This window comes from Streptomyces sp. NBC_00989 (genome assembly GCF_045162655.1).
Classification (GTDB): Bacteria; Actinomycetota; Actinomycetes; order Streptomycetales; family Streptomycetaceae; genus Streptomyces.
In genome coordinates this window covers 6,490,342-6,502,209 of the sequence record NZ_CP108728.1, presented here as the reverse complement: position 1 = coordinate 6,502,209, position 11,868 = coordinate 6,490,342, and the positions used below count along the sequence as shown (strand labels likewise).

Annotated in this window: 12 protein-coding genes; 6 read left to right on the top strand and 6 right to left on the bottom strand. The window is 70.1% G+C overall.

All coding sequences use genetic code 11. From position 1 onward, the window contains the following. Nucleotides 1-81 precede the first annotated feature (81 nt). Entirely contained in the window at nt 82-615 is a 534-nt protein-coding gene (locus tag OG714_RS28945; protein WP_406125308.1) for an SMI1/KNR4 family protein, read from the top strand. A 31-nt stretch (nt 616-646) separates the two neighbouring features. Here OG714_RS28945 and OG714_RS28940 read toward each other — a convergent pair whose 3' ends face one another. Beyond that, nucleotides 647-1,240, bottom strand: coding sequence for an HAD family acid phosphatase (locus OG714_RS28940; RefSeq protein ID WP_406125306.1), 594 nt, complete (start codon nt 1,238-1,240; stop codon nt 647-649). A 252-nt stretch (nt 1,241-1,492) separates the two neighbouring features. Between OG714_RS28940 and OG714_RS28935 the strand changes: the two genes are divergently transcribed. From OG714_RS28935 to OG714_RS28925, 3 genes are all read left to right on the top strand, one after another. Then, complete coding sequence (locus OG714_RS28935) at nt 1,493-2,101, top strand: flavin reductase family protein (protein WP_406125304.1); 609 nt, start codon at nt 1,493-1,495, stop codon at nt 2,099-2,101. Between the two features lie 134 nt (nt 2,102-2,235). Next, entirely contained in the window at nt 2,236-2,769 is a 534-nt protein-coding gene (locus OG714_RS28930) for a VOC family protein (protein ID WP_406125302.1), read from the top strand. A 190-nt stretch (nt 2,770-2,959) separates the two neighbouring features. Next, nucleotides 2,960-3,253: an SCO0607 family lipoprotein gene (locus tag OG714_RS28925; RefSeq protein ID WP_406125300.1), complete on the top strand. Its 294-nt coding sequence runs from the start codon at nt 2,960-2,962 to the stop codon at nt 3,251-3,253. 3 nt (nt 3,254-3,256) lie between these two features. Here OG714_RS28925 and OG714_RS28920 read toward each other — a convergent pair whose 3' ends face one another. After that, nucleotides 3,257-4,630 (bottom strand): MFS transporter, encoded by a 1,374-nt coding sequence (locus tag OG714_RS28920; protein ID WP_406125298.1) that lies wholly within the window; start codon nt 4,628-4,630, stop codon nt 3,257-3,259. Between the two features lie 84 nt (nt 4,631-4,714). Here OG714_RS28920 and OG714_RS28915 point away from each other — a divergent pair, with 84 nt between their 5' ends. After that, on the top strand, nt 4,715-5,770 hold the full coding sequence (locus OG714_RS28915; RefSeq protein ID WP_406125297.1) for a GlxA family transcriptional regulator: 1,056 nt from the start codon (nt 4,715-4,717) through the stop codon (nt 5,768-5,770). 61 nt (nt 5,771-5,831) lie between these two features. On the opposite strand, the gene OG714_RS28910 is transcribed toward OG714_RS28915, so the two are convergent. The 4 genes from OG714_RS28910 to OG714_RS28895 all read right to left on the bottom strand — a co-directional run bounded on the left by OG714_RS28910 (nt 5,832) and on the right by OG714_RS28895 (nt 10,476). Then, nucleotides 5,832-7,127, bottom strand: coding sequence for an MFS transporter (locus tag OG714_RS28910; protein WP_406125295.1), 1,296 nt, complete (start codon nt 7,125-7,127; stop codon nt 5,832-5,834). Nucleotides 7,128-7,225: 98 nt separating this feature from the next. Beyond that, complete coding sequence (locus OG714_RS28905) at nt 7,226-8,275, bottom strand: Zn-dependent alcohol dehydrogenase (RefSeq protein ID WP_406125293.1); 1,050 nt, start codon at nt 8,273-8,275, stop codon at nt 7,226-7,228. After that, nucleotides 8,275-9,429 carry an acyl-CoA dehydrogenase family protein gene (locus OG714_RS28900; protein WP_406125291.1) on the bottom strand — a complete coding sequence of 385 codons (1,155 nt, stop codon included), beginning with the start codon at nt 9,427-9,429 and terminating at the stop codon, nt 8,275-8,277. The genes OG714_RS28905 and OG714_RS28900 overlap by 1 nt, the downstream gene beginning before the upstream one ends. Nucleotides 9,430-9,564: 135 nt before the next feature. Next, a complete protein-coding gene (locus tag OG714_RS28895; RefSeq protein WP_406125289.1) occupies nt 9,565-10,476 on the bottom strand; it encodes an SDR family NAD(P)-dependent oxidoreductase in 912 nt (303 codons plus the stop codon). Between the two features lie 95 nt (nt 10,477-10,571). Here OG714_RS28895 and OG714_RS28890 point away from each other — a divergent pair, with 95 nt between their 5' ends. Next, nucleotides 10,572-11,519 carry a cyclase family protein gene (locus OG714_RS28890; RefSeq protein WP_406125287.1) on the top strand — a complete coding sequence of 316 codons (948 nt, stop codon included), beginning with the start codon at nt 10,572-10,574 and terminating at the stop codon, nt 11,517-11,519. The last annotated feature ends 349 nt before the right edge of the window (nt 11,520-11,868 follow it).

Here is an 11,868-nt window from a genome sequence, read left to right as displayed (position 1 = left end):
TCGCCGACGACGGCTCCGCGACGCACCCGGCACGACCGGCGGGCTCGCTCGTGGTCGCGGGCGCGTCGCTAATCTGTTCGCATGGCATCGAACGAGGACCGCGAGTTCCCCGCCCCGCTCGCCGCCGCCATGGCGGTCCGGCTCGACCGGATCGGCGAGGACGGTGTCGATTTCGAGCCCTACGAGGCTTTCCTGGGCGCCGATCAGACGGCCGACTGGCTGCGAGCCTGGACCCGCAACGGTGAGCTGAGCGGCGATGACTTCCGGGTGTTCGGCCAGGACGGTACGGGTGGGAACGCCGCGTTCTGGATCGTCCGTCCGGGCCGCGCACTGGCCGAGCAGCCGGTCGTCTTCCTCGGCTCCGAGGGAGAGACCGGCGTCGTCGCCCGCGACCTGGGCGCCTTCCTGTGGCTGCTGGCCGACGGCTTCGGCCCGCTGGAGGCATCCGTCGCGCACGATCCCGAGCCCGACTGGGTCCCCCGTCCCAACCGTGAACTGGCCGCCATCGCCGAACAGTTCGCGCCCGGCAGCCGTGCGACCGCGGCTGTCGTGATCGAGCAGGCCACGCGGGAGTTCCCCGACTTCGACTACATCATCATGAAGCTGGTCCGCTGAACTCCGCGCGGGCCCACGGCCGTTGTGCGGGTCAGTCCAACAGGCCGTCGTAGTCGGGCAGTTTGTACGTCGTGTCGGCGTAGCCGCCGGACAGGTCGGTCGTGTTGTTGCCGATGTTGGCGATGATGTCGTAGCCGTTCGCCTCGATCGCCTCGCGCTGCGAGGTCTTGAAGTCGGCGATGGACTTGGTCAGCAACTCCGCGACCGTGCGGGCGTAGAGGCCGTCGACCGGGTAACCGACCTTCGTCAGGTTGGACTTGGTGACCGCGTTGAACAGGTTGCTGCGGGCGCTGACGAAGAACACGCTGATGCCCTTGGCGTGCGCGTCCTGGGCGAGGGCGAGCACCGGCGGGGTCGCGGGGACGGTGATGCCGCCCTCGAAGTAGGTCTCCAGCGAGGTGTTGTCGATGTCGAGGACGATCGCCTGCTTGGCACCCGAGGTGTTCGCGGCGGCACGGGAGTCGATGTAGGTCTGCGCGGGGCCGGTGACGGCGGCGACGTCGGTCAGCCATTGGGACTCGGTGACGGTCGAGTCGGCGGCCTGCGCGGGCAGGGCGGCGGCGAGCGTCAGCGCGAGGCCGGCGACGGCGGCCACGGCTCCGCCGCGTGCGGTGAGACGGTTCATCGTGTGGGTGCTCCTCAGGTCACGGCTGCCACCGGTGAGGTACCGGTGGCGGTCGTTCCGCAACACTGCTGGGGATGGGCGAGCAGGGGGTGACCCGGAGGGGTCCGTGGGGCGACGTAACCCCCATGTTCTGCCCCGCAACCTGTGAATCCCCCCTGAGGACAGGCGACTTGAGGGAGCCTCCGGCTCCGGATGACGGCGTGGCCGTACCCCTTCCTATCTGATGATCCGTCAGCTTCAATGGGCGATGTGATGGGACACGCAGGGGCGGCCGCGGCCGCCGTCCGGTACCTCAGGTCGGCCGCAAGCGCTCCGGCCGCGCAGCCTGTCGAGGCGCTGCCGCGGCCGGAGCTTCGGTGTGTCACGGACGACGAGCGGGCACCGGTCGACCAGGGTGAATTCCGGCGTGTCCTGGGCACGTTCGCGACCGGCGTGACCGTGATCACCGCCCCGGCGACCGCCGGCGAACCCGGTCCCGCCGGCTTCGCCTGCCAGTCCTTCTCCGCCCTCTCCCTCGACCCGCCCCTCGTCGTCTTCATGGTCGGCCGCACCTCGACGACCTGGCCGCGTATCGCCCGCGCCGGCGTCTTCTGCGTCAACGTACTCGCCGCCCACCAGGGCGAGTTGTGCCGCGGCTTCGCGGTGAGCGGCACGGACAAGTTCGCGGGCGTCCCGTACGACACCTCCCCCGTCTCCGGCTCCCCCCGCCTCACCGACGCCGCGGCCTGGGTCGACTGCACGATCCACGCGGTGCACACCGGGGGCGACCATCTGATCGTGGTGGGACGGGTGGACGGGCTGGGGGTGGCGGACGAGGGGGACGCGGCTCCGCTGCTGTTCCACCGGGGCCGCTTCCTCTGACCGTCACGTCAGGCCGCCTTCTCTGACCGCCACGTCAGGCAGCTCCCTCTGACAGCTACGTCAGTAGGACAGAACCTGTCCTATCCCTCTCCTATCGTCGCTCCCGAAACCCGGCAGCGACGAAGGGAACCCCCATGCCCCAGCAGACCAACTCCGCCCCGGAGGGCTACACCACCGTCGCGCCCTGGGTCGTCACCGACGACACGGGAGCCTTTCTCGACTTCATCGCGGCGGCGTTCGACGGGGACGAACTCGGGCGGGTGGTGACCGAGGGCGGAGCGATCGGGCACGGCGAGATCCGGGTCGGGGACACCGTCGTGCTGGCCTTCGACCGGGCCGCGGACTGGCCCGTCATGCCGAGCCTGCTCCGCGTGTTCGTACCCGACGCGGACCGGGCGTTCGCGCAGGCCGTCGACGCAGGCAGCCAGGTCGTCACCCCCCTGGCGAACGACGCCTTCGGGCACCGCGGCGGCCGGGTCAAGGACCCCTTCGGCAACATCTGGTGGGTCGTCGCCCACGTGGAGGACGTCCCCGAGGACGAGATGTGGAAGCGGCTGCGGCAACCCGAGTACGCCGAGGTCATGCGCGTCGCCCAGGAGACGTTCGACGCCGAACTCAGTGGCCGGGGGCACGGGCGCAGCAGCGCGCCGGTGCGGCCGGCCGGCTGACGGACAGCGGCGAGGACGCGCCGTGGTACCGGTTCCTCCGAGTGCTCCTGAGTGACCCGCGCATGAGTGCTCATGAGTAACCCGCGCTCCGATGCTGAGCCCGCGTACTCAAGGAGGTCCGCCGCTCCTCCGACAGTCTTGCTCTCAGACCGATTCGAGCATTCGAGCAGCTGACCGGGGGACCTCCACCATGAGCAAGCGCACGCGAGTCGCCGTTCTCACGTCCGTCCTGATATCCACCGCCTGGCTGCTGTCCGCCTGCTCGTTCTCCACGGCGGACGCCATGTGCGGCGGGGGCGAGTACCCGGTCCTGGCCGTGGGCAGCACCGCGGGCGGCGCCTGCGTGACGAACGGCGACACCCCGCCGAGCGGCTATGCGCGGTACCCGAAGGGGAAGGTGCCGCAGCACGTCGACGACAAGTGGGACACGTACTGGCAGACCCACACCGTGGACGCGAAGGGGAACATCACCTCCGCCCCGTAGCCGTCACGCCACCGCGACCGCGACCGTCCCCACGACCGGCCGCCGCCGGATCACCAGCGCCATCAGCGCCGCCACCGCGCACAGCGCCCCCGACACGTACCAGACCATGTCGTACGTCCCGAACGCGTCCCGGGCGACCCCGCCCAGGAAGGCGACGAGCGCCGCGCCGATCTGGTGGGAGGCGAGGACCCAGCCGAAGACGATCGCGCTGTCCTCGCCGTACTGCTCGCGGCACAGGGCGAGGGTCGGGGGAACCGTGGCGACCCAGTCGAGGCCGTAGAAGACGATGAAGAAGAGCATGGGCGGGTGGACCGTGGGGGCCAGCAGCATGGGGAGGAAGAGGAGGGAGATGCCGCGCAGGGCGTAGTAGACGGCGAGCAGGCGGCGGGGTTCGAAGCGGTCGGTGAACCAGCCGGAGGCGATCGTGCCGACCACGTCGAAGACGCCGATCACCGCGAGCAGCGAGGCCGCCGCCGTGATGGGCATGCCGTGGTCGTGGGCGGCGGGCACGAAGTGGGTCTGGATCAGACCGTTCGTGGACGCGCCGCAGATCGCGAAGGTCCCGGCCAGCAGCCAGAACGGGCCCGTGCGGACCGCCTTGAACAGCACCGTGACCGTACGGCGGGCCGCCCCCGTCACCGGTGCCGGCTTCGGTACGAACTCGGTCGCCCCGTACGGCTTCGCACCCACGTCCGCCGGGTGGTCCCGCAGCAGCAGCCACACGAAGGGGACCACGGCCAGCGCCGCGAGGGACACGGTCACCGCCGCCGGGCGCCAACTGTGCTCCTCGACTATCCAGGACAGCAACGGCAGGAAGATCAGCTGGCCTGACGCCGAGGCCGCCGTGAGAATGCCGGTGACCAGGCCCTTCCGCGTGGTGAACCAGCGGTTGGTGACCGTCGCCGCGAACGCGAGCGCCATCGAGCCACTGCCCAGCCCCACCAACAGGCCCCAGCACAGCAGCAGTTGCCACGGCGCCGTCATCCACACGGTCAGGCCGGACCCGAGCGCGATCACGGTCAGCGCGACCGCGACCACACGCCGGATGCCGAAGCGGTCCATCAGCGCCGCCGCGAAGGGGGCCGTCAGCCCGTACAGCGCGAGGTTGATCGACGCCGCCGCCCCGATCGTGCCGCGCGACCACCCGAACTCCTGGTGCAGCGGATCGATCAGCAGCCCGGGCAGCGAACGGAACGCCGCCGCGCCGATGATCGTCACGAACGTGACGGCGGCGACGAACCAGGCACGGTGCAGTGACATCATGCGGCTCCGCCGCGGGCGGGTACGACGGCTACCGCTACGGCTGCGGCTACTGGGCTCGGGGCCGGGCTCCCCGGCGGTGTCGGGGCCGGGCGCGGCATCGGTTGTCTGCGTCACGTCAACGAGCTTCCGGCATCCCACCCCTCCGAGCCACTGGCCCGAAGGACAGCATTCACTAGGATCGGGCCATACAATCGAGCCATGGCCACAGCCACCATCGACGGTTTCCGCCCGCACCGCGTCGTCGTCCTCGCCCTCGACGGCCTCCTCCCCTTCGAGCTGGGCATCCCGCACCGCATCTTCGGCCGCCCCCGGGACGCCGAGGGGCGGCTGCTGTACGAGGTCGTCACCTGCTCGGTCCGCCCGCCCGGCCCGGTCGACACCGACGCCGACTTCGCCATCCACGTCCCGAACGGCCCGGAGGCCCTGGCCACCGCCGACACGGTGATCGTCCCGGCGTCGTACGAACTCGGCCCGGTCTTCGAGGAGGGCGTCCTCACCCCCGAACTCACCGCCGCCCTCTCCCACATCCGCCCCGGCACCCGCCTCGCCTCCATCTGCACCGGCGTCTACGTCCTCGCCGCCGCCGGTCTCCTCGACGGCCGCCCCGCCACCACGCACTGGGCGGACGCCGAACGCTTCCAGGAACTGTTCCCGCAGATCGAGGTCGACGCGGACGTCCTGTTCATCGACGACGGCGACGTCCTCACCTCCGCCGGTGTCGCCGCCGGCATCGACCTGTGCCTGCACATGGTCCGCCGCGACCACGGCACCGCGGTCGCCAACGACGTCGCCCGCCGCACGGTCGTACCGCCCCACCGCGACGGCGGCCAGGCGCAGTACATCCACCGCCCGGTGCCGGACCCGCAGGTGGCGACCACGACCGCCGCCCGCACCTGGGCCCTGGCCCGCCTCCACGAACCCCTCCAACTCCGGGACATGGCCGAGCAGGAGGCGATGTCCGTGCGCACCTTCACCCGCCGCTTCCGCGAGGAGGTCGGCATCAGCCCCGGCCAGTGGCTCACCCAACAACGCGTCGAACGCGCCCGGCACCTCCTCGAGTCCACCGACCTCTCCATGGACCAGGTCGCCACGGACGCCGGCTTCGGCACCGCCCAGTCAATGCGCCAGCACCTCCAATCAGCCCTGGGCGTCACCCCGACCGGCTACCGCCGCACCTTCCGCACGGGAGCAACGGGAGCAACGGGAGCAACGGGAGCAACGGGAGCAACGGCAACGGTAGGCGCCCTCAACTGACCCGGTTCTACGGCAAGTTCAGCATCCCGAACCATTCACAGCCCCCCTCACCCCTCCCCCTTCACCCGTCACCCCGCACCCCCGTAGCGCTCCCACCCTCGACAACCGCCCCAGCCCCAACACCCCCGAGCGCTACGGCAACCCCGCCACGCTCCGCCGCACACCCCGCCGGCCCTGCCCGCGCAACCCGCCGCGCCCGCCGAACCTCCCCCCACCACCCCACACCGGTCATCCCCACGGTCAAGCACACCCCCGCCAGAATCGCGGTCGACGGCGCGGCCACCTTCAGCAACGCACCGGCCAACGATCCGGTAGCCGCGTAACCCGCCCCCGCCGCCGCGTACATCACCGAGTACCCCGCGGCCAGCGCACGCGGTGGGAGCACCTCACGCAGGGAGAGATTCCGGGTGAGCATCGCGCCCGACTGGAGCGTGCCGCCCATGACCAGCGCGACCGCGATCCCCGCCGTGGCCGGTATCACCGCGGCCAGCGCCACACACACCGAGGTGCCGGTCATCAGCACCAGACTGCGGGTGCGCAACAGCCCCGGCCAGCCGCGCAAGCCGTAGACGAACGCGCCCAGCCCACCGCCCACCGCCATCCCGGTCAGCAGCGGGCCGGACCAGCCGACGCCGATGCCGCGCTGTTCGAGGAGAGCGGGGAGGACGAGTTCGGACAGGCCGAGCAGGGCGAGGCTGGCCGCGCCGACGACATACACCGGCCAGGCACCGACCAGCACCCGGAGCAGCGGAGGACCGTCCCCACCCGCGCCGTCCGCCTCGCCCGCGCCCCACCGGGCCGGCAGCAGCCACAACCCCGCGACCGACCAGGCCATCAACCCGGCCGCGAGCAGCAACGGCGCCCTCGGCGCGACCCCGAGCGCCAACCCGGCCACCGCGGCCGGAGACACGGCCCACACACCCGCCGTCAGTATCGACTCGACGGACAAGGCCTGCGCCACGGACCGCGCCGGCACCAACTCGCTGAGCAGCGTGCGCAGTCCGCCGGTGGCGGCGGCCGGCGCGCCCCCGGCGACGAACGCGAACCCGGCGAGCACCACGGGATGCGCTCCCGGAAACACCCCGAGCCCCAGAAACCCCACCGTCCCGACCGCGAGCCCGACGGCCAGCTGAACCCGCGCCCGCTCCGGCCGCAACCGCATCCCGAGCACCGGCGCTCCGCCGATCTCCCCCAGGACGTAGGCCGCCGCGAGTATCGCGCCCAGCGAGTAGCCGCCCGGCCGCTCGCGCACCAGGAAGACCAGGGCCAGCGGCGCCATGGCCACCGGCATCCGGGCACCGACGGCGGTGCAGGCCCAGGCCAGGACCTGTCGGGAGACGACATCGCGGTAAGTCATGCCAAAACGCTACGGGCCGGGACTGACAACGCCCACGGATTATCCCCGCCTGTGGACAACTCCAGCCATGGCACGGTCAAACCCGCCCGACGCCGCCGTCAGAACGTGAGAACCCCGCGCGCCACCCGCCCCGCCTCCGCGTCCTCCGCCGCCTTCTCGAAGTCCTCGACGGGATACGTCTCGGTCACCAACTCATCGAGCAGCAACCGCCCTTCGCGATACAGCTGGGCGTACAGGGCGATGTCCCGCTGCGGCCGCGACGACCCGTACCGGCACCCGAGGATCGACTTGTCCAAATACATGGAGGAGACGAGGAAGGACGCCTCGGCGGTAGCCGGCGGCACCCCGAGCAACACCGCCTGCCCATGCCGGTCGAGCAGATCCACGGCCTGCCGGATCAACTCCACCCGCCCCACACACTCGAAGGCGTGATCGGCCCCGTTCGGCAGGATCTCCCGCACACCCTCCGCCGACGTGAGGAAGTGCGTGGCCCCGAACTGCCGCGCCACCCCCTCCTTCCCGGGGTTCGCATCCACGGCGACGATCGTCAACGCCCCCGCGATCCGGGCCCCTTGAAGAACATTGAGCCCGATACCCCCGGTCCCGATGACGACGACGCTGTCCCCGAGACCAACCCGCGCCCGATTCAGCACAGCACCCACTCCCGTCAACACCCCGCACCCGATGAGCGCGGCGGACGGCATCGGAATGTCCTTCGGAATCCGCACGGCCTGCACGGCCTTCACCACGGTCCGCTCGGCGAAGGCGGAGTTGGAGGCGAACTGGTACACGGACCGCCCGCCCCGCGAGAACGGCTTCCCCGGCCGCCCGATGGCCTGCCGGCACATGGTCGGCCGCCCCCGGTCGCACTCGGCGCAGGTCCCACAGTTGGCGAGCGTCGAAAGGGCCACATGGTCCCCGGGCCCGACATGGGTGACGCCCATACCTACGGCCTCCACCACCCCGGCACCCTCATGCCCCAGCACCACAGGAACGGGGAAAGGTATGGTCCCGTCCACTACAGACAGGTCGCTGTGGCACAACCCGGCCGCCGAGATCGCGACCAGCACTTCCCCGGGCCCCGGCTCCCGGACCTCCAGATCGTCCACGACCTGGATCTGCTTGCCGTCGAAGACCACACCGCGCATCAGACGACCCCCTTGGGTTCCCTGGGCAGACCGAGCACCCGCTCGGCGATGATCGTGCGCTGAACCTGGTCCGAGCCGCCGTAGATCGTGTCGGCCCGCGAAAAGAGGAACAGGTGCTGGAACACGTCGAGTTCGTACGACAGGGACGGCGTCCAGTCCACCGGCCCGACCGTCGCCGCGGCCCCCCGCACCTGCATCGCCAGCTCCCCGAGCCGCTGATGCCACCCGCCCCACAGCAGCTTGGCCACACTGGGAGCCCCCGCGTCCCCGGCCCGCCCGAGGGTCCGCAGGGCATTCCACCGCATGGCCTTCAACTCGGCCCACTGCCGCACGAGTCGATCGCGCAGAACGGGATCACCCACAGCCCCCGAGGCAACGGCGGCCTCGACCACCCGCCCCAACTCACTCGCGAACCCGATCTGTTGGGCCAGGGTCGACACGCCCCGCTCGAACCCGAGCAGACTCATGGCGACCTTCCACCCCTCCCCCTCACCCCCGACCACATGCTCGGCACGCACGCGCGCCCCATCGAAAAACACCTCGTTGAACTCACTGGTCCCGGTCAACTGCCGTATGGGCCGCACCTCGACACACCCCGGCTGATCCATCGGCACCAGCAGAAAACTCAACCCCCGGTGCCGCCGCGACCCCACCTCGGTCCGAGCCAGCACAAAACACCAGTCGGCCTCATGAGCGAGCGAGGTCCATATCTTCTGCCCGGTGACCCGATAGCTCCCGTCACCGCCATCCCGCACGGCACTGGTCCGCACGCCCGCCAGATCCGACCCGGCCCCCGGCTCGCTGTACCCCTGACACCAGAGCTCGTCCCCCGCGGCTATGGCGGGCAGGAAACGGGACTTCTGCTCGTCGGTGCCGTGCGCGATGAGGGTGGGGGCGAGAAGGTTCTCCCCAATGTGCCCGGACCGGGGCGGCGCGTCCGACCGCGCGTACTCCTCGGCCCAGGCGACCTGTTGGGTAAGAGTCCCGGTCCGATTCCCATACCCGGCCTCCGGCCAACCCAGCCCGATCCACCCACTTTTACCAAGCGTCCGCTCCCACGCACGCCGATCCTGATCCGAATCAACATGCTCAGAGAGCCAAGCCCGAACCTCCGCCCGGAACACTTCATCCTCGGCAGCAAATCCAAATTCCACAGGGGGCTCCTTAAGAACACCGCTCAGACCAGCTCCGCCCAGGGGCGCGAGGCTGTATCGATTTGCGGCTCCGCCGCGTGGGCGCGACCAGCCACAACGAACCCGTACCCGCCACACAACCGCACCCCTACCCCACTAGGCGTTAGGCCGCTCCCCACCCCGCGCAGCCCTCTCCATCTCCTGCAACCGAGAAAGCATCGGCATCGGATCCACCCCCACCGACCCCGGCAAAAACTCCGCGATCTTGTCAACCGTCCACCCACCGGAGGCATACGCGGCCCGCAACTCCCGAGGCTGAGCCCACACCGCGATCTTCGGCCCGGCAACGGTGTAAACCTGCCCGGTAATCTCCTGCTCCCGAGCCGAGTCCGACAACAGATAAACAACCAGCGCCGCAACATCCTCCGCCGACCCGATCTCCGCCAACTCCATAGGAACGTTCGCAGACATCCGCGTACGAGCGACAGGCGCGACCGCGTTGGCGGTAACCCCATACTTGTTCAACCCCAGGGCAGCGCTTCGCACGAGCGAAATAATCCCCCCCTTCGCCGCACTGTAATTAGCCTGCGAAACCGACCCCTGATGATTCCCGCTGGTGAACCCGATCAAGGTCCCGGCCCGCTGCTTCCGCATAACCGCAGAAGCCGCCCGAAATACAGTGAACGTCCCCTTCAAGTGGGTGGCGAGAACCGGATCCCACTCCTCCTCGGACATGTTGAAAAGCATCCGCTCCCGCAAAATCCCGGCAACGCACACCACCCCATCGATCCGCCCGAACGACGACACCGCGACATCGACAACCCGCTGCCCCCCAGCCATCGTCGAGATGTCATCGGCAACGGCAACGGCCTCCCCGCCCGCAGCCAAGATCTCCTTGACCACGCCCTCGGCGATCTCACTCGTCGGCGACACCCCGTCCATCGAGACGCCGTAGTCGTTGACGACAACCCGCGCCCCCTCGGCGGCAGCCGCCAGCGCGACCGCCCGCCCGATCCCCCGCCCCGCGCCCGTCACGGCGATGACCTTGCCAGCCAAGAAGTTCCCCATGTCCGGCCCCTCCCGCGGTTTCTGACGGTCCGTTAGATTCGACTCAGATTCTACGACCCGTCAGATACCTGAGGACAAGCCCCGGGGAGGCCCCGATGTCACCGCAGACGTCACCGCCGTCACTTGGTCCGGAGTTCCACGACATCGCCAAGCGCGTGAACAACTGGGGCCGTTGGGGGTCGGACGACGAGATCGGCACGCTGAACCTGATCACCGATGACGTGATCCGGGCCGCCGCCGGCGAGATCCGCACCGGCCGCCGCATCCCCCTCGCCCTCCCCCTCCAACAGGACGGTGTGCAGACGGGGTTGATCCCCGGCCGGATCAACCCGCTGCACGCGATGGTGCAGATCAACCAGGAGCTCTTCGGCCCGGGAACGGTCGCGTGCAGCGACGACGCCGTGACGATGGGGCTACAGGCGGGCACGCACTGGGACGCGCTGACCCACGTCTCGCACTCCGGGAAGCTCTACAACGGCCGCCCGGCCGGCACCGTGACCCCGCACGGCGGCGCCGAGTTCAGCGGGATCGACAAGGCCCGGCACATCGTCTCGCGCGGGGTCCTGCTCGACGTGGCACGCGCGCGTGGCGTCGATCGCCTCGAAGGCGGCCACGCCGTCACCCCGGAAGACCTCGAAGCGGCCGAGGAGTTCGCCGGCACACAGGTCCGCGCGGGCGACATCGTGCTCGTACGGACCGGGCAGGTGCAGGTGTATCTGGCCGGCGACAAGCACGGGTACGGCTATCCGTCGCCCGGGCTGTCGGTCCGTACGCCGGAATGGTTCCACGCGCGGGATGTCGCGGCGGTCGCCAACGACACCCTGACCTTTGAGATATTTCCGCCGGAAATAGACGACTTGTGGCTGCCGGTGCACGCTCTCGATCTGGTCGAGATGGGCATGTTGCAGGGCCAGAACTGGAATCTCGAAGAGTTGTCCACAGCCTGTGGACAAGAAAACCGCTACGCGTTCTTCCTGTCGGCGATGCCCGAACCTTTCGTGGGCGCGACGGGAACCCCGGTGGCCCCGATCGCCATCCTCTAGGACAGTCCGGTTTTGACGAGGGCCGGACTTACGGTCGGATGGCGGCGCGCTGCTGCCCGCCCCGAGCACGGCACCGCGTGCCGCCATCCGACTCCGGCGCCCCGTCCTGGCCCCCGGCCCCGAGGGGACCCACGCCGAACGCGACCCACACTCGCCGAGGGCCCCCGTCACCGAAGCCCTCGTCGTCCCCTCGCGGCGAATCGCTGCCCACAAGCGTGACCACATGGTCACGTCGCGTCAACGCCCATCCGGGGATTTGTTCGCTAAGCCCCATTTATCACAGGGCGCGCACGGAAGCACAGCCCGGCGCATCTCCGCCCGGCACTTGCAGGCAGCACCTACACCGCCG

Excerpts from the sequence above, each read along its gene's own strand:
- OG714_RS28945 (WP_406125308.1), top strand. The coding sequence starts at position 82 with ATGGCATCGAACGAGGACCGCGAGTTCCCCGCCCCGCTCGCCGCCGCC.
- OG714_RS28940 (WP_406125306.1), bottom strand. The coding sequence starts at position 1,240 with ATGAACCGTCTCACCGCACGCGGCGGAGCCGTGGCCGCCGTCGCCGGC.
- OG714_RS28935 (WP_406125304.1), top strand. The coding sequence starts at position 1,493 with ATGGGACACGCAGGGGCGGCCGCGGCCGCCGTCCGGTACCTCAGGTCG.
- OG714_RS28930 (WP_406125302.1), top strand. The coding sequence starts at position 2,236 with ATGCCCCAGCAGACCAACTCCGCCCCGGAGGGCTACACCACCGTCGCG.
- OG714_RS28925 (WP_406125300.1), top strand. The coding sequence starts at position 2,960 with ATGAGCAAGCGCACGCGAGTCGCCGTTCTCACGTCCGTCCTGATATCC.
- OG714_RS28915 (WP_406125297.1), top strand. The coding sequence starts at position 4,715 with ATGGCCACAGCCACCATCGACGGTTTCCGCCCGCACCGCGTCGTCGTC.
- OG714_RS28910 (WP_406125295.1), bottom strand. The coding sequence starts at position 7,127 with ATGACTTACCGCGATGTCGTCTCCCGACAGGTCCTGGCCTGGGCCTGC.
- OG714_RS28905 (WP_406125293.1), bottom strand. The coding sequence starts at position 8,275 with ATGCGCGGTGTGGTCTTCGACGGCAAGCAGATCCAGGTCGTGGACGAT.
- OG714_RS28895 (WP_406125289.1), bottom strand. The coding sequence starts at position 10,476 with ATGGGGAACTTCTTGGCTGGCAAGGTCATCGCCGTGACGGGCGCGGGG.
- OG714_RS28890 (WP_406125287.1), top strand. The coding sequence starts at position 10,572 with ATGTCACCGCAGACGTCACCGCCGTCACTTGGTCCGGAGTTCCACGAC.